16 protein-coding genes and 6 pseudogenes are annotated in these 21,939 nt (G+C 58.9%); 12 read left to right on the top strand and 10 right to left on the bottom strand.

The features are described from left to right. Positions 1-752: 752 nt before the first annotated feature. Together AC0L25_RS29610 and AC0L25_RS29605 are read left to right on the top strand one after the other, a co-directional pair. Entirely contained in the window at positions 753-2,690 is a 1,938-nt protein-coding gene (locus AC0L25_RS29610; protein ID WP_473598712.1) for an amino acid adenylation domain-containing protein, read from the top strand. An 83-nt stretch (positions 2,691-2,773) separates the two neighbouring features. After that, on the top strand, positions 2,774-8,113 hold the full coding sequence (locus AC0L25_RS29605) for an SDR family NAD(P)-dependent oxidoreductase (RefSeq protein WP_473598711.1): 5,340 nt from the start codon (positions 2,774-2,776) through the stop codon (positions 8,111-8,113). Between the two features lie 221 nt (positions 8,114-8,334). Here the strand turns inward: AC0L25_RS29605 and AC0L25_RS29600 are convergent. Then, positions 8,335-8,505: pseudogene (locus AC0L25_RS29600) on the bottom strand (DDE-type integrase/transposase/recombinase); the annotation flags it as partial. A 209-nt stretch (positions 8,506-8,714) separates the two neighbouring features. On the opposite strand from AC0L25_RS29600, the pseudogene AC0L25_RS29595 reads away from it, so the two are divergent. The 5 genes and pseudogenes from AC0L25_RS29595 to AC0L25_RS29575 all read left to right on the top strand — a co-directional run. Continuing rightward, positions 8,715-8,822 (top strand): annotated as a pseudogene (locus AC0L25_RS29595) (TniB family NTP-binding protein); the annotation flags it as partial. 13 nt (positions 8,823-8,835) lie between these two features. Continuing rightward, positions 8,836-9,201, top strand: a pseudogene (locus AC0L25_RS29590) (TniB family NTP-binding protein); the annotation flags it as partial. 1,549 nt (positions 9,202-10,750) lie between these two features. Next, a complete protein-coding gene (locus AC0L25_RS29585) occupies positions 10,751-11,425 on the top strand; it encodes a Crp/Fnr family transcriptional regulator (RefSeq protein WP_473494818.1) in 675 nt (224 codons plus the stop codon). Between the two features lie 219 nt (positions 11,426-11,644). Beyond that, positions 11,645-11,863, top strand: coding sequence for a hypothetical protein (locus AC0L25_RS29580; protein WP_065008840.1), 219 nt, complete (start codon positions 11,645-11,647; stop codon positions 11,861-11,863). After that, a complete protein-coding gene (locus tag AC0L25_RS29575) occupies positions 11,832-12,071 on the top strand; it encodes a hypothetical protein (protein ID WP_473494795.1) in 240 nt (79 codons plus the stop codon). The genes AC0L25_RS29580 and AC0L25_RS29575 overlap by 32 nt, the downstream gene beginning before the upstream one ends. Before the next feature lie 96 nt (positions 12,072-12,167). Here AC0L25_RS29575 and AC0L25_RS29570 read toward each other — a convergent pair whose 3' ends face one another. From AC0L25_RS29570 to AC0L25_RS29560, 3 genes and pseudogenes are all read right to left on the bottom strand, one after another. Next, the gene (locus AC0L25_RS29570; RefSeq protein ID WP_292552555.1) at positions 12,168-12,419 is read right to left on the bottom strand and encodes a DUF6894 family protein; all 252 of its coding nucleotides are present in this window, start codon (positions 12,417-12,419) and stop codon (positions 12,168-12,170) included. Beyond that, entirely contained in the window at positions 12,419-13,129 is a 711-nt protein-coding gene (locus AC0L25_RS29565) for a Crp/Fnr family transcriptional regulator (protein ID WP_473494794.1), read from the bottom strand. Before AC0L25_RS29565 ends, AC0L25_RS29570 begins: the two co-directional genes overlap by 1 nt. Before the next feature lie 189 nt (positions 13,130-13,318). Then, positions 13,319-13,812 (bottom strand): annotated as a pseudogene (locus tag AC0L25_RS29560) (DUF2243 domain-containing protein). A 443-nt stretch (positions 13,813-14,255) separates the two neighbouring features. Between AC0L25_RS29560 and AC0L25_RS29555 the strand changes: the two are divergent. The 4 genes and pseudogenes from AC0L25_RS29555 to AC0L25_RS29540 all read left to right on the top strand — a co-directional run bounded on the left by AC0L25_RS29555 (position 14,256) and on the right by AC0L25_RS29540 (position 18,007). Next, on the top strand, positions 14,256-14,435 hold the full coding sequence (locus AC0L25_RS29555; RefSeq protein ID WP_473598710.1) for a DUF3606 domain-containing protein: 180 nt from the start codon (positions 14,256-14,258) through the stop codon (positions 14,433-14,435). 393 nt (positions 14,436-14,828) lie between these two features. Further along, complete coding sequence (locus AC0L25_RS29550; RefSeq protein WP_473598709.1) at positions 14,829-15,062, top strand: response regulator; 234 nt, start codon at positions 14,829-14,831, stop codon at positions 15,060-15,062. Positions 15,063-16,649: 1,587 nt separating this feature from the next. Further along, a pseudogene (locus tag AC0L25_RS29545) lies at positions 16,650-17,058 on the top strand (DUF983 domain-containing protein). A gap of 400 nt (positions 17,059-17,458) precedes the next feature. Further along, entirely contained in the window at positions 17,459-18,007 is a 549-nt protein-coding gene (locus AC0L25_RS29540; protein ID WP_473598708.1) for an inorganic diphosphatase, read from the top strand. Positions 18,008-18,290: 283 nt separating this feature from the next. Here AC0L25_RS29540 and AC0L25_RS29535 read toward each other — a convergent pair whose 3' ends face one another. The 4 genes from AC0L25_RS29535 to AC0L25_RS29520 form a co-directional block, all read right to left on the bottom strand. Continuing rightward, positions 18,291-19,016: a Crp/Fnr family transcriptional regulator gene (locus AC0L25_RS29535; RefSeq protein ID WP_473494790.1), complete on the bottom strand. Its 726-nt coding sequence runs from the start codon at positions 19,014-19,016 to the stop codon at positions 18,291-18,293. Positions 19,017-19,135: 119 nt separating this feature from the next. Further along, a complete protein-coding gene (locus AC0L25_RS29530) occupies positions 19,136-19,390 on the bottom strand; it encodes a DUF6894 family protein (protein WP_473494789.1) in 255 nt (84 codons plus the stop codon). A gap of 132 nt (positions 19,391-19,522) precedes the next feature. Beyond that, positions 19,523-19,762 carry a hypothetical protein gene (locus AC0L25_RS29525; protein ID WP_473494788.1) on the bottom strand — a complete coding sequence of 80 codons (240 nt, stop codon included), beginning with the start codon at positions 19,760-19,762 and terminating at the stop codon, positions 19,523-19,525. A 345-nt stretch (positions 19,763-20,107) separates the two neighbouring features. Further along, positions 20,108-20,473: a hypothetical protein gene (locus AC0L25_RS29520; protein WP_473598707.1), complete on the bottom strand. Its 366-nt coding sequence runs from the start codon at positions 20,471-20,473 to the stop codon at positions 20,108-20,110. Between the two features lie 21 nt (positions 20,474-20,494). Between AC0L25_RS29520 and AC0L25_RS29515 the strand changes: the two genes are divergently transcribed. Beyond that, positions 20,495-20,893, top strand: a complete 399-nt coding sequence (locus tag AC0L25_RS29515; RefSeq protein WP_473513635.1) for a YdbL family probable chaperone protein — start codon at positions 20,495-20,497, stop codon at positions 20,891-20,893. Between the two features lie 89 nt (positions 20,894-20,982). On the opposite strand, the gene AC0L25_RS29510 is transcribed toward AC0L25_RS29515, so the two are convergent. Both AC0L25_RS29510 and AC0L25_RS29505 read right to left on the bottom strand, forming a co-directional pair. Continuing rightward, on the bottom strand, positions 20,983-21,492 hold the full coding sequence (locus AC0L25_RS29510) for a ferritin-like domain-containing protein (RefSeq protein ID WP_473598706.1): 510 nt from the start codon (positions 21,490-21,492) through the stop codon (positions 20,983-20,985). A gap of 183 nt (positions 21,493-21,675) precedes the next feature. Next, positions 21,676-21,939 (bottom strand): annotated as a pseudogene (locus tag AC0L25_RS29505) (hypothetical protein); the annotation flags it as partial.

Here is a 21,939-nt window from a genome sequence, read left to right as displayed (position 1 = left end):
ACGCTTCACCCCAGCCGAATGCGCCAACTACTTCAAGGCAGCTGGATACGACCCAGATTAAACAGGACGCGCTCTAGGAACGCGGAATCGTGCCCCAGGATGGCAACAAGCTTGTATCCCTTGCCCATATGTAGCGCCAGGAGACCCGTGCGCGGGTGACTGGATCGGTGAGAATATCTGGGATTCTATCAATCCGAACGTTGGATGAGGGGGGACGCGGTGGGCGGCAGCGCATTGGAAAGGAGCGGTCGGTTTTGCAGTTGATGGCGCTAACGGTCATCACTGGATGAGATTACGAAGCTGATCGACCAGATGGCGTTGCTCGCTCTTTCGAGCGATTCTGCCTGGCCGCTGTTGTCGTTATTCGAGGCCAGCCGCGCAGCCGCACGACGCACAGCAGGGTGTCGTTGCTCACTGGCAGCATCAGCCTTGGGGTGAAGCCCGCTGCCGGCGCCCTCAAGGAGGCGATTGCTGCTACAGGCCCAACATCTTCAAAACCGATCAGGGAAGCAATTTCCGGAGCCTCGCCTCCAGGGCCACGCAGAAGGACGCCGGCATCCATGGACACGTCTTCCTCATGCCTTCGAAACCGGCAGCGAGATGCCTAGGGGATCGGCACTGTATCTGGCGATGCCCGCACACCTCGGTCGAAATATTAAGAACATGTGAAGTTTTATTGAATGGATTGACTGTGAACTTACCACGGATACAGTAAAAATGTATTTATCATATCTGGCATTCTGAGGGAAATCATGCAGAGTTTAAACAACGCCTCAGGCCCTTCAGAGCGGACCATTGCAGCGTCCGTCCTTTGGTATGCATCCGAATTTCCTCGTCGTCTGGCTGTCGTTTTCGGAACAGAAACGATCAACTACATGGATTTGTGGCTGCGAGCCTGTGAGATAGCTCGCGCCCTAAAAACTGGACGTGAAGCGGGTTTGGACCGCGTCGCAATTCATTTTCCCATCGGTGTTGACCGGATCGCGGCGATCCTGGGCTGTCAAATCCTGGGTGTTTCCTACGTTCCCGTGGAACCAAGTCTTCCAGAGAGTCGCATTCGCGAGATGCTTGCGCAAGTGGACCCGAGCGTGCTCCTCAGTTCATCGGCAGTCTGTTCGGCGATCCTCAAGGATGTTTCGTCGGGCTCGGCGGTGATGGTCGAGGAAATTGGAGTGGGCGCAGCCGGTGCTGGATCGTCCGACCGAGATGCGGCGCTGTCGCCGAATTCCAGTGGCTACGTTATCTTTACCTCGGGTTCGACTGGCAAGCCGAAGGCGGTCGACATGGGAGGAGCAGCGCTTCAAAACCTTGTGGACTGGCAGATCGAACTTTCGACGCTGTCAGACAATGCGGCAACGGCTCAGTTCGCCACCATTTCGTTTGATGTATCGTTTCAGGAGATATTCTCTACGCTCTGTTCTGGTGGCCGTATCGTCATCCTAACGAGTGAACAGCGGATCGACCCCGATTTGCTTTCGGACGAGATACAGCGTGCCCGGGTGGAACGATTGTTCCTGCCATTTATCGCTCTCCAACAATTGGCGTCGAATTGTGTGGAGCGCAATCTGTTTCCCAACAGTCTACGGGAGATCCACACCGCCGGCGAACAACTCGTGGTCTCTTCCGGTTTGCGCGAGTTTTTCAGCAACCTCCCCGAGTGTCGGCTCTTCAATCAGTACGGTCCCTCCGAGACACACGTCGTCACCTGTCACGAGCTTGATAGCAATCCAGCCGAATGGCCTAGGTTACCGCCTATCGGTCGGCCTCTGCCGAATGTCGAACTCTTTATTTTAGATGAAGATGCGCGACCGGTGAGGTCACGAGAGGTGGGAGAGCTCTATGTCGGTGGCGTTTGTCTCGCGCAGGGTTATTTCCAGGATAAGGAGCGAACAGAGGAACGGTTCCTGACTATCGATATTAATGGCACGCCAACGAGATTGTATCGGACCGGCGATTTTGCGACGTCAGATGAAAGTGGTTGTTTTTTCTTCTGTGGTCGCCGTGACCACCAAATCAAGATTGACGGCTATAGGGTTGAACTTGGGGAAATTGAGAGCGTTATAGCTGATCACCCAGACGTGGCCGAAGTCGCCGTGGTTTTCGAGCGTGATGCAAATGGAACGGGACGGCTGATCGCCTGCCTAACGAGCAAAGATCAGGCGCCAACCGACGGTCTCGAAACAGTAGTTCGCGCCCATGTCCGTAAGATGCTCCCTGGCTACATGGCGCCGGACCGTGTCCAGATCATGAGCGCGATGCCTAAAACGGCAAGTGGCAAGGTCGATCGCAAATCAATCGCCGAAAGGCTATGTGCCGAAAAGGTCAAGACCTCGGCGCCGCCTGTCGAGAAGGCTGCCAGTGCCACTACAAGCGGATCGACGAAGGGAGGTGACCTGTGCAGCGCGATTACCTCCCACTGGCGGGAGCTTCTGGACCATCCCTCGCTCGCCGATTCGGATAACGTGTTCGATTTCGGCGCGCGTTCGATCATGGTCCCGGAGCTTCAACGCCGCCTTCGCCGCCAATTCGGGATCAACATGTCAGCGATCTTGGTCTTCCGGCATCCTTCGCCGAGGGGGCTTGCAGACTTTTTATCGCGAAACTCGGCGAAGGGCGATGCATCGAACACGACGTTGGCCGGTCTCGCAACCCGGCGTATGTCGACCAAAGGACGCGCTTCTCCGCGCTGATCCTGCGCACCGATGACCCGCTCCAGCAGACAACACGCTCCGGAAACCAAAGATCAGAAGGCCGGAGCAGCGACGAGGTAATAATGAACGGCCCCATTCACAGAGCTACCCCCATTGCGATTATTGGCATGGCCTGCCGGTTCCCCGATGCTGATACGCCCAAGGCGTTCTGGGAAAACATTATTGCCGGACGCGAGAGCGTTCGTCAGTTGTCGGATGTCGAACTGGCCGGCGCGGGCGTCGACCCCGAGCAGTGGGAAGCGGAGGACTATATCCGCCACGGCGCGCCGCTTACAGGCCTCAGCTACTTCGACGCTGACTTCTTCAGCATCATGCCTCGTGAGGCGGCTCTCCTCGATCCGCAGCACCGACTATTCCTGGAAAACATTTGGCACGCCATCGAAGATGCTGGCTACGCCGTCCGTTCGACCGAGATGACAACGGGCATCTATGCCGGCTCCGGCCCGAACACTTATTTCGCCAGGAGCGTAGCCGGCTCGCACGATTTCAGCAAGGAAGGCATGCTCGACACCATGACCGGCTTCCAGGCCATGCTGGGAAACGATAAGGATTACCTAGCGACTCGGGCGGCCCATCGCCTCAACCTCATCGGCCCCGCCATCAGCGTCCAGACAGCTTGTTCGACCTCACTCGTAAGTCTCCATCTGGCTTGCAGCGGTCTGCAGAACGGCGAATGCGACATGGCGCTGGCGGGCGGTGTCACTGCAATCATTCCCGACCGTGCGGGCTATCGCTATCAAGGGGGCATGATTTTGTCCCGCGACGGCCACTGCCGTCCGTTCGATTCCGAGGCCAGCGGCACGGTGTTTTCGAGTGGCGTCGGCGTGGTTGCGCTTCGACGTCTCGATGACGCGCTCGCCGAGGGTGACACCATCCACGCTGTTATTCGCGGATCAGCGATCAACAATGACGGAAACGACAAGATCAGCTTCTCGGCGCCGAGCATCGAGGGCCAATCGAGCGTCGTCGCTAGAGCACTCATGAACAGCTCGCTCGCGCCGGAAACGATCTCCTACTTGGAAACGCACGGAACGGGCACGAAACTGGGTGATCCGATCGAAATCGAAGCCCTCAGCGAAGTCTTCGCCGGTTTGCCGGCGGATGTCGCGCCGATTACCCTTGGTTCGGTGAAGGCGAATATCGGCCATACGATCGCCGCTTCCGGCATCGCGGGTGTAATCAAGACGGTCATGGCACTGAAGTCGCGAACCTTGCCGCCGGCGGTCAATTTCAAGACGCCCAATCCGGAGATCAACTTCGATCGCCTTCCCTTCGCCGTGCCGACTAGCGCTGTGCCCTGGACGTCCAAGGGTCCACGACGCGCGGGCATCAGTTCGTTCGGCGTGGGCGGAACGAATGCCCATGTCATTTTGGAGGAAGCCCCGAGCGAGACGAACGATTTATCTCAGCCGAATGATGCGCCGCACCACCCGGACATTCCTCGTACGCTGAACATTTCGGCACGCACGCCACAGGCCCTGGGCGCCATGGCCAAGAGTTTTGCTCTGCGACTCGATACGGCAGAGCCGAACGAGCGCGACGCCATCTGCTTCACTGCGAACACCGCCCGCCGCGCTTTTGAGTATCGGAGTTTCGCGACCGGTCGGACAACCAGGGGGCTGGCAGAGAGTCTTCGCGCAAACGATTATGCCCGTGTCGATGTCTCCAAACACGTGGTTCCCGCCGCTCTGTTCACCGGACAGGGCGGCCAGGGCGAAGGTATGGGGCGCGGACTCTACGAGAGTGATCCGATCTTCCGCGAAGCCTTCGACGCCTGTGACGCGGTGGTCGCACGGATTCGCAAGCACGGATTGAGCGACATCCTATACGGTGACGGGACGCTCGCCCATTTCGTTCACGATACCGAATATACCCAGCCCGCCCTGTTCGCGATCGAACTTGCACTCGCCCGAGTTCTCGAGGCTAGGGGCTTCGTCCCAGAGATCGTCATGGGCCACAGCATCGGAGAATACGTGGCGGCCCATCTTGCCGGCGTGTTCTCACTCGAGGACGGGCTGCAGCTGATCACCAAGCGCGGCGAACTGATGGGTCGGCTTCCACGTAATGGCGGCATGGTCGTCCTGACAGCTGATCCGGACACAGCCCATCAGATGATCCGGGACTCCGAAGTTGAGCTCGCCATCGCGGCCGAGAACGGACCAGCCAGTACGGTGGTCGCGGGCGAGACGGACGCACTTGAAAGGCTGATCAAGGTCGCCAAGGAAAAAGGCATCCGCACGACGCAGTTGAAGGTCTCGCACGCCTTTCATTCGCATCTCATGGATCCGATCCTCGAACAGTTTGAGGCGTTCGCGAGCACCCTCGATTTTTCCGAGCCCGACGGCCGACTGATCAGTGCGAAGACTGGTAAGGTCGCCGGCGAGGAAGTCGCTGATGCGCGCTACTGGACCGACCACGTTCGCCAGCCCGTACTGTTCCATCAGGGCATAATGACGGCGCAAGAAATTGGGGCGAATCTCTTCCTCGAAATCGGTCCGCACCCGGTCCTCACTCCGATGGCGCAGGCGGCCCTAGATGGCATTGCCTCGCCCTCACAATTCGTCTCGAGCCTCAATCGCACCCGCAATGACGAAGAGGTTCTCGCCGAGACCGCGGGCCGCCTTTTCGTCGCCGGCCTTGCGATCGATACACTCACCGATCTGCCGGATAATGAACGCCGGCTCGTCGATCTTCCGCTCTATCCCTTCGAGCGTCAGCATCACTGGATCGACGCGAAAGCGAGCGACCGGCTGGCATGGCACTGCCGCCGCGAATGGCACGTGGAAAAGCAGTCGGCGCCGCAACTGCCGAAAGACAAGGCCCTCTGGATTATCCTGGGCAATGCCATCGGTCTCGCCGGACGTTTGGCTCAGGCGATCGAGGCGAAGCGGGAAGGGCCCAGGCAGACAGCGGTCGTTCTTTCGAATGTCGAAACAGGTCTATCTGGCGGTGTGCTCGACGAGTATGTCGCGGGGATCATCGTCACTCCTGAGAGCGCGGAAGGCGCGTCAAGTGGACAGATCGTTGAGGCGGCGCACAGCCACGCCGCCACCCTCATGCAGTTCGTCCAGACGGTTCAGGCAGCCACCAAGCATGGCAATCTGACGAAGGCGAAGATATGGGTCGTCGGCCAGTCCGGCCGTGCCGTGCCGCAAACAGACACACCAATTCCGGACGCCGCTCGTCCAGCCTCACTGGTCAGCGCCTCACTACATGGCATGGCGATGGTGCTCGCGAGCGAACATCCTGATCTGTGGGGGGGTGACATCGATCTCGGCGCGGAGCCGAGCGACGCAGAAATCGCGATCGCGATCGGCATTCTTTTCGGTGGCTCTGGGTCGGAGACCGCCTACGCCGTGCGTGGCGAGGAACGCTACGTCCTGCGCCTCAGCGAAAGCCGCGATGTCGGTATGGATTGCGCGGTCGATCCGCAGAAGACCTATCTCGTCACCGGCGGGCTTGGCGCTCTCGGATCGCTAATGGGCGAATGGCTGATAAATCACGGTGCGCGCCGCCTCGTGCTTCTCAACAGGGACGTCGCAGACGGCGCCAAACAGGAACGGCTCGAAGCCCTGCGACGTTCGGGCGCTGAGATCGCGGCGCATGCGGTTGACATCGCCGACCAGGTCGAAGTCGAGCGAATTTTGGGCGATCTCTCGGAGGCGGGCCATCAACTCGGCGGGATCATCCACACCGCCGGCATCGTTCAGGACGCCACGCTCGGATCGATCGAGGAGGCGAGCGAACTGGAACGCGCACTCCGGGCCAAACTCCAGGGTACGCTCGTTCTCGACAACGCGAGCCGTCGCTTCTCACCCGACTTCTTCGTCTGCTTCTCCTCGGTTAGCGCGCTTCTCGGTATGAAGGGCCAAGCGGCTTACGTGGCGGCCAATGCCGCCATGAACCGCATTGTCGAGGGCCGCAACGCCGAGGGTCTGCCAGGTGTCAGCATCGAATGGGGTCCGTGGGCGGAAACCGGCATGGCGTCCGGACTCGACGAGCGCCTGCGCAAGCGCCTGACCGATTTCGGCCTGCTCGCGATCCGCAACCGGGAGGCGCTCGAGCGGCTGGAGGGCCTGTTCGCCTCAACTGGCACGCTCACCGCAGCGCCGATCCTGTGGCGACGTTTCGCCAAGAAGCAGTACGGGGAGACGCCGGCTTGGCTCACGCCTCTGTCGAATGTGCACAAGAATCCGCAGGCGGCCAATGACGACGACGCGACAGATCCACTTGCGCGGCTCTTCGGCTCGGTCGCGCCGAGCGAACGCGGTCAGGCGATCGAAAGCTTCCTGCGCGGAGAAGTCGCCCGTGTGCTCGGCATCGCCGATCCGGACAGCCTGCCGATGGACGAAGCGCTCAACCAAATGGGATTCGACTCCTTGGCTATAATTGAGTTCCGCAACAAACTCGCCAAGAGCGGCATCGAGGTCTCGCTCCAGAAGCTCGTGATGGGTGCTTCAATCGCGGAGCTCGCGGCCGATACTGAGACGCAGGTGACCGCCACTCTCGGGGGCATTGCGGATGGCGAGGCGGTACTGACAGCGCCGGTCGTGGCCGACAGCGCCCAGACCTACGACAAGAGCGCGGTGATCATTCCGCGTCCGAAGCCCGACGCGCCGATCCGCCTGATCGGCTTTCCCTATGCCGGCGGCGGCCCGCTCGTATTCCAGCACTGGATCGACAAGATGCCGGATCACATCGAGCTCGGCATCCTGCAGATGCCAGGCCGCAGCGCGCGCCTGGAAGAGGGCTTCTGGCTGCGGATGGAGGACATGGTCGACGGCATCGTGCCGGAGATGCTGCCCTTCCTTAAGGACAAACCGTTCGCGTTCTTCGGGTTTTGCTATGGCGGTATCCAGGCCTTCGAGGTTGCCCATCGGGTGCGCCGCGATCACGGGCTGCAGCCGGAATACTTCTTTGTGGCCGGTGGTCGCTCGCCACAGATCTACAATGACGATCAGTTAGCCATTGACGTCCAGCAGTTCAATCACGGGACCGGCAAGGCCGAACACGAACTCGACGAGAGCGAGTTCGTCGAGATGCTAAAGGAGGTAAATTTCGCCAACAACAAGGCCCTGTTCGAAGATCCCGAAATGCACTCGATGATGCTTCCGATTATCCAAGCGGACTACGCGATGAACAACGCCTATCGCTACGGTTCCCATCCTCCGCTCGACGCTCCAATCACTGCGATTGGCGGCCGCGTCGACCCATATGTTACGGGCAACCACATTCTCGGCTGGAAAGAGCATACCACGAAGCAGTTCAAGGCCCATTTTTGCGCCGGCGACCATTTCTTCATGGAACATCAGATCGAACTCCTTACGCGAATCGCGATTGAAGACCTTGAGCCCGTCGTCCAGCGGTTGGCCGCAGACGGCAAGCGCCACAGCTGGCGGTGATGACCTGACCACCGGCTTCAGTCAGTACCAACAGTCGACCACGTCCTGCCGCCTTCGACTGCGAGCCCTGCAGTGGCATGAGAAACAACGAATTGCGGCAGCGGTTCCGTCGTAAAGTTTTGTCTGGTCAGAGAATTTGCCAGAGCGTTGGCAATCTCATGCGGCAGCGAGGATTTCGAACTGAGAGACGGGTTCGGATTGAAGGCGTACCGCGCCTGTCATTTGCGCATCATGTGGACCATCTCGATGCAGGACCGGTGACCGCGGCGGCGTGCGTCGATTTGAACTTTTACCATCGGCCGCACGCGGCGCTTGATGCGCCGATAATCCTGCTCGATGCGGTTACTGAGGTATTGGCTTTGGCGGATGCGGATTGACTTCGACCGGCGCCGGGGAAACTTCGTGGAAGCCCGCTATGCCGACGTGATGTTGCCTTCGATTACGCTCCATGAGGCGCTGACCGCCCGACGCACCCTGCTTGCGGAAGGACGGCGTGAAGTCGACACCCGCGCCATCGTTCGCACCGCGATCGCGCAGCGTGAACTGGTCGATGCGGGGACACTAGAAAGACGACAGCTGTCCGTCGCCGCAGAACCAGCACAAACCCAGCGAGCGGCGCTTCTACGCCGAACTGCTCACCTTTCTCGGCGCGCCGCAACGGCCGCGCGCAGACATCGTCCAGATGGAACAGGCTGCGCTGCGGATCATGTAGGCCACAGGCGTGCAGCAACCGTCTGCAAATCTCGCTGGTCTGCTTCGGCGTCAACGAGGCGCGCGACGCCATCTGCGCCGACGTGCAACTGGCCCGTCGGTTCGAGCAGTTCACCCTGAACAGGTGGGCCTCGAACGAGCAGTTCGAGACTCTGGTGGCGTCTATCCTGCGCAATACGCCGCTGCGTCGACCTTCGGTGCTCACCCCGAAATCGCTGCGGCGGATGCTGCAGATCACCGAGGGTATCACGGCCAACATCTTCCACATGGTCAACAGCCTCGCCGTCGAGGCCATCGAAAGCGGGCGCGAGCAGATCACGAACGAGGCGCTCGATAATTGGGAGCCCGAGTTCGATGCCGAGGCGGCGTTCGCATGATGCGAGAAGCGGAACCACAGCGATTGCCGGTATGTTTGCCGGCCGTTGCCAACGAGCTTCTGTCGTCCTGGAACGGCCGGCACGCTGCCTTTCACGCGGTTCCACCACTCGTGATGCTTCGACATTGCTTGCCGGAGGTCTCCTCATTGCAAGCAACCGATCTCCATCTGAACGGTGATCAGGAAATCCGCGTCGCCAACATGTTCGCCACCGAGCCGGCCGTGGTGCGTCGAATGTCCACAAATGTCGCGCAATCATCGCATCGGCTCATCGCCGCGAGGACCAACGCAATGCCGCATGAACTGCAGCCCGATCACATGGCACCAGCACCAAGACCGATTGTGCGAAGCCAGCTGCTGGGTGGCGTATCACATGCCCTCTTTACGGAGACCTGCTCCGGGATGCCAGCGGGTGCGAACTCCCCTCCCCTTTCCGGCAATATCGGGTGCGGCTCGTCGGGGCGAAAAGCTGCTAGACGATGAAGCCGAATGTGGTATCGGAACCTGGACATCGCCAGCCGACATTGCTCGGCTTCTTCTGATGCGACGCATTCCAACACCTATACCCCGCGAGCACGACCTTTGGCGGTTCCAGGTGCTCGGCGCAATCATCCCCGATCTTGACCATGTCGTTGCCGAGCAACAGGAGAACCTGCCTACACCTGCAAAGCCATCGTCGAGCGCGCCGGGCCGGAGATGCTCCGAATGCTACGTGGTCACATGATGGGTGACAACAGGGTCCGATTCACTGACGCAGCCGAGAACATGATAGCCCGAGCTCACAGTTAGCCCGCCGCGGGAGGGGACCGCAGCGGGCCTTTGAGGAGCACCTTCGCGGCTATATCCTGGCGAGGGATCGACCGCTACGGTTGTAATGCGCAATCCCTGTAACGGTTCCAATACTTTGCGGACGCGGCGTGCGCCGGCCTCGCGAGTATTGTACGTTGCAATCCTAATTTTTCCCAAGTTTTTTGCCCTACTTCAGGAACACATGCTCGACACGAAAGTTCGGCACGTGCAGCTATTGTTCCCTCCCAATGACGGCTGCAGATCGGCCCGATGCACCGATCGGCCCGCGTCCTCTCCCTCCAGGGGCGCGGGCTTTATTGCCCGCACGGAACACCAGGCGTGTGCGTTCGCCGGCATGAAGCAACTTCTCAGCGAGCGGCCGCTTTGGCAGACACAGGCCTTGGGCCGCGTTGGCGGTTGTTCTGGTTTCCTACGGCATCGGCGTCGCACTGCTTGCCTGGACAGTTAAAGGCTTATTGTGCCGTTTAACCGGCAGCATGAGCATCCACGTAAGCCATCGGTGTCGACCAGTCAGAAAGCATCGACTCTCCGCGCCGATCGGCGTAGGTTTCTCTTATCGGCGATAGATTTCACGGGCATCGCTGGCTGTGAGCGAGCATCGTGCTTCCGCCCCAATTCGGGAGGGAGCTATGAGCAGCCCCAACACCTCAAAAATTGACCTCGTCTTTTCAAAGGACAGCGACCGCCCGCAGCCAACTCGCAGCCCAGAAATTGCATATAGAAATGAACTGCTGCGACGCATGGCTCCGGCCGACCTGCGATTGCTGAGGCCTCACCTTCAAAGCAGCTTTCTGCCTCTGAGAACTCAGCTCGAAACCGCAAATGCCGCGATCGAGGCCGTCCACTTCTTTGAGACGGGAATCGGCTCGGTGGTCGCGAAGCTTCGTCCGGCGATTGACGCCGAGGTTCGCCTCATCGGCTTCGAGGGCGTGACCGGCTCGGCGCTGATCATGGGTGGCGATCGATCCCCGCACGACTGCTATATTCAGGTGGAGGCCGAGGTTCTCAGCATGGACGCCGAGCCATTCAACAACGCGCTTTCCGACAGCCCGACGCTGCGGTTGTTTCTGCTGCGCTATGTGCATTACGCGCATATCCAGGCCAGCTACACCGCCCTGGTCAATGCGCGCTTGAAAATAGAAGAACGGCTGGCACGTTGGCTGGTCATGTGCGACGACCGCATAGAAGGCGACCGGCTGCCGGTTACCCATGAGTTCCTGTCAGTCATGTTGGGAGTACGACGGCCGGGCGTCACCGTGGCACTTCAGTTGCTGGAGGGCCGCGGCCTGATCAGGTCAAATCGTGGAGAGGTTATTGTCCGCGACCGAGATGGGCTCATCGCCTTGGCAGACGGCTCATATGGGCAGCCGGAGGCAGAGTATGCCCGCTTGATCGGTGATCCGGCATCCACATGATCTCAGGGCAACGGTCACGGCGGCCGTCTCCTGTATGCCGAGACATCGGAAGGTCGCACTTGGTTTCTAAGAGCCACGGCATTTGATAAAAACGTACAAACGTTTTTCAAGACTCTCTGCGCCCATTGCCTTACCCTCTTCCGATCGGCGCTAATCACTCTCGGGTATCGCCCGCGGTGAGCGACTAACGCGATTCCACCCCAATGAGAGGAAAGGCATATGGTCGGCCTTAAGTCTGCAAAGAGTGGCATTGCCTTTCCTAGTGACCTGACTTTGTTGAAGCAGGTCTTTGATCGTGTTTGCGTTGAGGAAGGTATTCCCGTCGGTAGCGAGCAGGCGGAGCGCCTGAGCGTTAGCGCAATGGAACTCTTCTCAGATGGCGAATTTGACGAGACGGCAGTTCTTTATGAACGCCTTCGACTCTATGCCCGATTGTAGCGCGGAAAGAAAAGCGTTGACCTCCCAACATCAGGAAGTCCTGACGAGCCTTGTCGCTCGGTATGAAATCCTCGTGTCGATCCAAGACAGGATCGTTGAGCACGACCGGCGGTTCGGCCTGGCTTCCGAAGTGGACGAAGGCCTTTTAGATCGGCTGTTCGTATCGCTCGGCAAAGCCCGCACCGCCTTGATCCGCGAGGTCGGCTAAAAGCTCGGTCCTCGTTCACTGCACAGCTACTAGCCGCTGGTGCTCCGCATGGTTCAGTCGAGGTCCCTCTTTTGTTGGACGTCGGCGAGGCGGCGTTTACTCAAGCGGTTCGATCACCAGCGACAGGCTAAGCCTCAGAACCTTTCTGCCACTCTCGTCCCTGATATCCATGATGAGTTGCTGCCCATCGGGACCTTTCAGTTCGTCCTTCGCCAGCTCGGTCAACCCTTCGACGGCTGCATTGCGCGCTGCCTCAATCCCCTCGCATTCCAGACCCGTATTGTCTTCCACGAGATGCTGGCGATCGCCGCTATCAAAGAAATACCTTGGCATGTTGGCTTCCGTCATTAGAATGCCACGTCCGGGTCCTTCTGGTGCAGGTAAGTCGGATCAAAGTCCCCTGCCTGAACCAAACCCGGCCAATCGACGGCACGGAACTTTGTACCTGACATCGCGATCAGCCCGTCGCCTCGTAGCGCCTGAAGCGTGCGGTTCACGTGAACCACGGACAAACCCACCGCATCACCAAATGCTGCCTGGGTGATCGGCAGATCCGCGACGTGGTCCTCAATGCGTCCTGCAAACCGCAACCGCACAATGAGTTCGCATAACATGTGGGCCATACGAGCGTAGGCGTCCCGTCTCCCGACGTTGGTGACCCATTCCCGGTAGATTGCAGCGTCAATCAGGGTCGATCGCCAGAACGCGGCTGCAACGCGCGGGCGCTGTTCGCAAATCGAGCGAAGAGCGCTGTGGCGGATTAACCCCAATCTGCCGGGCGTCATGCTGGAGAAGCTGCAATCCATGACTGTGAGATGGATGCCGTGCAGATCCGGGAGATCGCCGGCGACAAAGAAGCTGGTGATCTGCCGCTTTCCCTCACCTGTGTGCTTGTATGAACATACTACGCCGTCCAAGACGACAAATGAGTTGGTTGGCCGATCGCCTTCTATGAGGATATCCCTGTTAGCCGGAACTTCCTTCTCCTGAATCTGGAGGCCTTCCAAGGCTGCGGCGTCATCATCGCTGATCTCAGCGATGCCACGCAGCTTGCGCATGAGCACGTCCGAGGAGAAAGCTGGACACAAGGGCTTGGTTACCTCCGTGGGTGTTACCGGCCGAACTTGCATTCGCCTCAGATGTTCCACGCTGCTGATGCGGATAAGAGGTGGACACGCCCGAGATGAAGCTGCGCATCTGGCATCTGCGCGGCGATCACGCTGAACTGGGCAGGCACCTCAACGCAACTAGCCTGGCGAGGCACGCCTGCCCTGCCTCCACAGCCTCCACCCGCCGACCAACATCAGCGCACCCCAAAGCAGGAAACTCAAATCCCAGTAGATCCATTGCTCCCGCGGGACGGTCTCGTTGACATGGTGGATGCCGAGGATCTGGTGATCCACCAGCCCTTCGACGAGGTGAATAAGCCAAATCCGATAAGCACTGTGCCGACCAGCATTTTTCCCGACCACCGAAGGTGCGATTGATGCGCGGCGCGCCAGAGCAGGAGCAGCCCAAGCACAACGAACAGATAGGTGGCGGCGTGGAACAGACCATCGAGGAGCGTGTTGAATCGTAGGTTTTCGACGCTGTCGGCGGGATAGCCGGCGCTGGTTAACATGTGGTGCCACTGGAGCAGCTGATGAAAGACGATGCCGTCGAAAAAGCCGCCCAAACCAAGGCCAAACAGAATATCTGCGAGCGTGGGAAACTGGCGGGGCTTCGCATCCAGGCTTGGCACGAGTTATTTCCTCCTCGGGCGAACAAGCGCAACGCCGACAACCAACTTTCGTTGCCGCAACCCAGCGGAATCACGTTCCGTTCACGCTGGCTAATATAGCCGATCGCCGAGAATCGAATAAATGCGTAATCGCGCCAATGTCGCGTCGATAGCGCAAGCTTGAGGAGCTAGCAGAACCCCTAGGTCCGCTCACCGAACTCTGCCCCGTTTCCAGGCGTCGTGCGACGATCGTCGGGTGGAGTCTGGATGACCTCCGCGTCTGTGCGGCCAAACTCCCGGCCGATTTGAAATGCCGCATACAGCGCGCCAAGACCGATTAAGAACCGAAGCATTTGGGATCTCCTTCGGCGGTAGAACTACACGGCCGGCAGTTGGTTCCACAGGGGCGGAACCACAACGTTGAACATCCGTTGCATTGGCCGTGGGTCAGGAGGACGCAACAGATGGCGTACAAGAGAACGAGCGACACGAGCCGAGTTAAGAAGGGTGCAGAACTCGAAGTTGAGCACCTGGCGGAGGTGACAGATGTGACGCCCAAACAGGCGCGGGCATTGCTTCGCAAGCACGGCGCAGACTGGCAACGGCTGAAGGACGAAGCTGAAGAGCTGAAGAAAGACGAATAGTCTTGGTTTCGATCTCCTGCCGGCGCGAGCGCCAGCTTTGCCGTGGAGGTGCGGGCGACTCGTGAAGTGTACGCCTTTTAAGACCAGTCGTGACTCAAATTGGCGGGCCGGCACGCATCATTGCACGAGCGATCGCGAGCCGCGCCTCGACCTTATTGCCGGCGGCGCTCGGCCGCAGCGAGCGCATGATCTCCCGACGCGTCCGTCCAGCATCCAGCATCCAGCATCCAGTATGCAGTCGGCGATCGCATGACAGCCTGGCTCCATGTCTCTTGTGCGCGCTGTGTTTTCGCTCGCTTTAACAAATGAGGATGCACTCTGATCCGGACAGGCTTATGAACTGATTGCCGTGGTGTCAGCGCACATCGTGCTCCTGCCCAGCAGGAGGAGCACATGAGAAAGCCTCTAGCACTTATCGTTGAGGACGAGCCGATGATCGTCATTGAGATCGAGGCCTCCCTTAAACAGGCTGGCTTTGCGGTAGCCTCGGAGCCGAGTTGCGTTCGTGCAAGACAAATTTTGGCCCTGGTTGAGCCGGACGTCGTCATCCTGGACGTGCTCTTGCAGGACGGCGTCAGCTCTTCGGTTGCTGAAGAACTCGTGGCCCGCAATATCCCTTTTTTTTAATTTATAGTGCCACGGACATTGAGGGCCGAGGTGAGGCCTTCAATGCCGGGACTTTTGTCGGGAAACCTGCCGACGGTTCCGTGCTTGTAGCTTTGGCCAGTTCGCTTGCCGCGCACCGCGCACTCTGATCACTTGGGCCCGTTTTCCTCTTGGCCGCTCATAATGGGGGTCGATCTAACGGAAGGGCGGCTGGCTAAAATCTGCGCCAGCGCATAAGATTTGAAATCGCCAGCCACGCATCAACGGGCGCTGACGCTTGGGAGCTATCGCACTCCTGCCCCAACGCTAGGCATTTGTGTTATGGCTGATGAAGCAAGACGGGCTCGCCTGTCGGACGATTATGTACGCGCGCTTGCGCGGGAGTCCGGTGCCACTGAGCAGCAGATACGGGACATTGCATCGCTAATCGGGCTTGATCGTGCCTCGATCCTGAGAGAAGCGCGTCTCTTGCGCCGTGATCTAGGGCCGAAGCTTTAAGGCTTTTCCTGCAGACGGTCCGCGAGTCATCGACGGGCGTCAGCCTTCTCGGCTCAGGTTGCAACTTTAAAGGCAACATCGGCGTGAACTCTGGTGAGCATATCTACCGTGTACCAGGCCAAGAATATTACAATGAGACGCTGATTACCTCGAGCAAAGGTGAACGGTGGTTTTGCAGCGAGGCCGGGGCGCGATCGGCCGCTGGCGGAAGGCGACGCGATGAAAACAAAGCTGACGAGCGCCGCCTCTGAAAGACCCGATTAGCAGATAGCCGACAAGCCGTGCTACATGGGCGATGAAAATTTACCCATTTAACGAATCGAGCTAGCGCGGGTTCTGCGTGCCAGCCTTACGCATCATCGGATGCGAATGGTCGTGTTGCGCGGTGAGATCGCCCAACTCCGAATGGAGATCAGAGACGCCACTGCCATCAGCGCTCATATACGAGCTGCTAGCGCTATGAGGGAATGACGCCAGAACCGCGATCCCATGTATTGCCGCCTATCGCAATCTCGTTGAGACCAGAAGCACCCAGATCGTGCTTGGCGCACTGCATCGGCGTCAAAGTTCATCGTTCGCATTTCAGCGACCGAGCTCGGCGCGAAGTTCTCGCCTACCGCGCGCAGGACGCTTGGCTCCAGCTATTCGGCAGCGATCTGGAGAGTGCGTTCAACATGGATCCTGCAGTGCTGTTGGTGGCCACTGTCTGCGTCCACTGAGGTGGGCGAACAGCTAGCGCTCGATTCCTGCAATTGATTGAATTTCCCGCCTATAAGAACGGAAGCTTGCCGCGCCAAAATGTTCGCACGTTCGACGCCTGCCATTGGTTATTACGCGCTGTTCGAACCCAGCGGCTGTTCATTTACGCGGGATTTCAAATTGGCCGTGAGTTCGGCCGCACCGAGGCATCCAGATTCCACCCGACGATCGTCGCCGGACGCCTGAAAACGGGGCAAAGTTCGGTGAGCGGACCTAGGGGTTCTGGTAGCTCCCTCGAGCTGCGCTATCTACGCCACATGGCGCGAGCAAACTCAGTTACTCCTCGTCGCCGAAATCCAACGAGGACGCAGCCTGCCTCGGAACAATGCCGCTGCCATGTGGTTTTCTAGGATGACCTACAACGAAACGACCAACCCCGTCCTAACTGGCATCAGGGCCGTTGCCCGCGCTGCCAACAGGGGCAAGCTATCTCAAGCTGGCGCGGAGTTGCGATGTATGCGGATTGAATTTCTCGTTCGCCGATCCGGCTGACGGCCCGGCCTTCTTTTCCATGTCAATCGTGGCGTTCCCGGCGCTGGCTTTCGCACTATGGTTTCAGCTCACGTATGAGCCGTCCTATTGGATGCATGCGCTCACCACCTTGCCCCTCACCGTTGGCGCGTGTGTTGCATTGCTAAGACCGTTCAAAGGCTGGCTAGTTTGCTCGCAGTACGTCCACAAGGCTGAGGAAGGCTCCATCGACCGAGCATGGCATGCAGCCGAAGCTGAGCGCCAACGGCAGCAGCCGCCGAGCACGTGAAGTGTATTGGCCAAGGAGGTAGGTAGAGCCGCAGCACCTTTTTGCCCGCCAATGCTCCCAACTACCGGTTCCGATTCGTAGCTGATACACGGCGCAGAACGATGTCGGATATACTCGCCGCGGAGGTGCTTGATATGCAGTTTCACCGCCTCTGGCCCACTGCTTCGCCGGCCGTTTCTTCAACTCTTTGGGCAGTGGACCGGCGTGTTCCCGAAGCCTTGCGGTCGGTGATCGCATTCTCGATCTCAAGCTCTCTGGCGGCTTCGATGAGCCCAGTGTATTTGCGCGTCCAATTCGCACCGGTTTTCGTGAAAACGCGGATAGGCACGCTCGGAACAAATCCGCCATCCGCCGCTTAGAGAAGTCTAGGGCCATTGGGATGGACTGGCGAGGACCAAACGTGGCGAATTATCTGACACTGCCTACGACTACATCGAAGGGTCGGGTCAGGGTGGTCGTGGAAACACCGCGTGGCGCCGAAGCAAAGTTGACTTACAAACCCAAGAAGAAGCTTTTCGAATATACGCGGCCGCTTCCAGCAGGCCTAGCCTACCCCTACGACTGGGGCTTTCTGCCTTCTACGCTGGGCGACGATGGCGATGCCCTCGACGGTCTAGTCATCCATGAGGCAGCCAGCGCTCCCGGTGTTGTCATCAAGTGCGATCTGCTGGCGGCCCTTCGTGTCATGCAAACGGAGAACGGCGAGACCGTGAGAAACGATCGCTATGTATTTTGCCCGCACAAGCAAGATGCGCATAGCGAGTCTCTCCTTGGCGAGAATATTCCGGATCGTTTGCGATCCGAGATCGAGCAGTTTTTCCTGGCGTCGGTGTCCGGCACCGACAAGCAGATCGAATTCGAAGGGTGGCACGATTCCAGCCAAGCTCTCCGGAACATCCATCGGGCCATGAGAACTTTCGAGCGGAAACAGCGAGCCGCCGGTCTCTGAGTGCTCCCACCATATTGATAAGAATGTAACTTGAGAACACAAGGCTGCCTGGACGCCGGTTGGGCACCTTCCCGGGTCCAACATCGGCGAAGTGCACACGCAAACTGCCGCTGGGTAGCGAAGTCCCAGATCATGCAAGTGCCGGTTCGCGAAAGCGATTTATGCCGTGAAGAATATGGATGGCGAAAGGGTTAGACGGTGGGGAGCGCCAGCGCGATGCGTCGTTTGAATTGCCGACAACGGTGGCGCTCGTTGCTAACGTGACTTTCGCCGAAGCCCCCGATCATAGCGGCTTGTTGATTGTCCCCAGCAACCGCTCATATTCCCGCTCCGGCTCGCTGTAGGTGCCATCGGCCAACTGGAACAGACCATCACGATCCCTGATGACGATCTCACCCCGCGTGGCTCTGATCAGGCCCCTGCCCTCAAGCTCCTGGATTGCAACCGTGACACCCGGTCGCCGCACACCGAGCATGACGGACATGAATTCGTGGGTGATTGCAAGCCGGTCGCCGCGGGCGCGATCGTGACACATCAGAAGCCAGCGAGCCAAACGTTCGTCCAACTTCGACCGTGCGTTCACCAGGGCGGTGTAGCTGGTCTGAATATAAAGGGTCTGGACATAGAGAAGCAGAAGGGCTTTCAGCGTAGTGCTCTCAGACAGAGCAGACGACAGTGCCGGGGCTGGAATTCGCAAGCCGCTTCCCGCCAGCTGCATATAGGTGTCATGTGGGGCGCGATCGCCACCTAGAGCCACTAAGGCTCCGGTCATGCCTTCCAAGCCGATCAGGCCGACCTCGGTATCCCGGCCCTTAGGTATTTTGGCGACGACCGACGCGATGCCCTCTTCTAGGAAATACACGTGTCCGATAACGGACTTCGCCGACTCAAGCTGGGTCCGGATCGGCAGCGCTACCCGTTCCATGTGGGGTTCGAGCGATGCCAGATCGCTAGGGAAAAGTCGCCGCAGTAAATTATTTTGATAGAGCGTATTGGGCTGGTTAAACATGACTCCACCCTCGGTAGGGCAAGAGCTTTCCGATCTCCCAGCCGTTCGCGCCCGTGACAACGTGCGAACGATGAAACTATATATGGGGTTCTAAAGTCCGAAAGCCAGTCACTTAGGCATTAAGGGCGGGCACCGGGCTTTGTAGCGGCATCCGAGAAAGGAAATCGCAACACCAATGCGTGATTTTCGTTGCATATCTCAAAGACCGCGCCTGTCAGCACTGGCTTCCCGCTGAGCAGTCCTTCCGCCAGGATCTCCTTGGCGGAGGCCATCGCGTTCTCCTCAGCCTGCGCCAAATCCGCAAATTCCTGCCCCTCGAGGTCCTCCACGAGGTGCCCCTCCTCGTTCCGGATATGGAAAAAATATCTCGGCATGCTCACTCCACCTCCATGGCTATCTAGATGCATAGAGGCTCACGGATAGTGTCGGAAACGTACCAACCGGGGGATATATGAACCGGACACTCGACGTGTCGGACTGCCTTGAGCGCCTTCGCCGGCCAGCGGTCATCTGACGCTGTCGGTGATTTCTGACCTGTCGAACAGCACGCCGAGACCATGCTCGACGGCACAGGCGGCAATCATGTCATCAAGGGCTTTGCCGGACACAGGGCAATTGGGGAGGACTTCCCGTATGGCGGTTTCAGCCCTCGATGTGGAAACCACATCGTGCCGCCTTTTCCTGGTCTCCATATAGTGGTCGACCAGGGATTTCAGACGCCTTGCCGCAATCTCATCTGCAAACATTGTTGTTCACTCCTGTCAGTCAGATCGCCCGGCGACAATCGCCCGCCCTGGTACGAGGACGGGCCAATCCGATCGAGTGACCGGTGATCCGAGTGAGGGACCTGGATCGCCAAAGTAAGCTTGAGCCGGATTATTCGTTCCAAGGCGGCTACGGCTTGGTAATTCCCGTACATTAATTCCTATGCTGAGGTCTGAGGCGGCAAAGCTTGCGTGAGCTGCACCAAGCCCTTCTTTTGGCGCACGTCGAATCTCGCCGCCGGCCAAGCGGCGCAGGAAGCCGGCGCGTTCCGGCACCGCCGCGGATGATTGGAGAGCGCCACGTGCAGCGTGCCTACTACCACCTCTTCACCTTCCAATCCCTCTTCGGTTGCGGTGCCGGTGCCCCAGAAGAGCGGTTTCAATTCTCAGTCGTTGTTGCCGGAGCCGAGCCGTCTTTGCATTTCGTGCCGCGCGCTCGACCTCGATCAATTCCCGCGCAGCATCCGACGTGCGCTCCTTTCTGTCTTGTTTTTCTTTGTCGGTGAATTTTGCCGCATTGTTCTCCCCGATCCGACAGCACAGCGCTTGTTGCCGCACTGAAATTGTCGCCAAATCAGGTTCCAACAGCACAGCACAAAAATTGCCACATTCTTCGGCACGGCGGGCTGCATCGGCTCCCCAAAGCGCACGCCGCTCCTCTGGAACGCTTCGACCACTTTGCCCGTTGTTCAAGGCACCTGCAGGAGGCTGGGCATGAAAACACTCCCCCACCGATTATTGCTGCCGGCTGTGATTACATGGCTGCTCTTTACCGTTCAGACATTTGCTCAGACTGGGCAGCAAGACGATCTACCCGGGCAAGGCGCATCGCCGACGACGGAAGATTCTCAGGACCCGCAAGACGTCGGCGTTGACGTTTCGCTCGGTAGGCAAGAGGTGAAACAGAAAATCGCAGCCAAGCTCGGAATATCTGAGACTGAGGTGCCTCTGGCTGTGCATGTTCCCATCGAGCTCGCTGAGCGGGTCTGCGAAAAAGAGGTGTTCGATGCGCGCTCGAACACGAACCGAAGCTGCACCGCGACCAAATACATCCCCGAGATTGCCGAGGCCGCGCGAAATCATCCACAGACCTCCGCGGTTCCGGAGCAATAGGCTCGTAGCAGGTAAAGGGCTCGCCATTCCCCCGCGTATGGGTCGCGACAGCTCGCCCTTAAGCGCAAATAGAGCGGCGCCTCTGCACGTCACCGTTTCGCGGTGTCAGAGTCCCGCTCGTCGCGTCTGAGAAACTCGCTGGTGACTGTGCCGAGCCTGTTTTCCAACCAGTCGGCCATCGCCTCTTCTTCGCGCAAATTTGCTTTGCACGCGCTTTGGGTCTCGAGGTCGCCGACCTCGTCGGCTGCGGCAATGAGCATCTTGTAGCTGGCGATTTCCATATGCTCGAACGTGTAGCTGGCTAGCGATCCTTTCATCACCTCGTCGCCTGCAAAAATGCCGCTGATATTCTGTCCGAAGGCGATTATCTTACCCCCGGCATCCTTCAGGGTCGAAGATCCATCGCCAATCCGGTCGAGGCATTGTTCGAGACGTTTCGCCTGTTGCCTCGTTTCTTCGAGATGCGTGTTCATCCGGTCGCGAATCTCGGGATAGTTTTCCAGACGCTCGATTTGGCCGCTCAAAATGGTCTCGGCCTGTTCTTCCATGGCGTGAGCGTCGCGAAGCCACTGCACCAGACGTTCCTTGGGCTCTATCATGTCGGTCTCCGTTGGGGCAGCATTGTCTTACTGCCATCGCAACGTCGCCACAGACCGTTGGTTCCGATCGCCCGCCAAGTGCAGTCGATACTCGTGGCCCGTGCTCTCTCCCAAGAAGCGCGGGCTTCGCATTGTCAATCCGATACTCCGGAATCGCCGCGGATATCTCGCCTGAACACAATGCTACCGCAGCAGATCGGCGACTATCCCCAGCTCGAGGGCCTCTTCAGCGTGGATGTAGCAATTGGTTGTCGCACGGCGGTAGAGTTCGTCAACGCTAAGCGAACTGCCCTCAACGAGCTCCTTAAAGCCCTCTATTTCCAGTCGCTCCGCTGTCTCAAGTAGCGCAAGCTGCTCGCGCACAATCTGAATGGAAGATTTCATCGGGCCATTCAGTTCGACACTCGTCTGCATACGGCGCTCATGCACCAGGAGAACCGCGTCCGT

This window comes from Mesorhizobium sp. WSM4813 (assembly GCF_055811555.1).
This window is presented reverse-complemented; position numbering and strand designations above follow the sequence as displayed.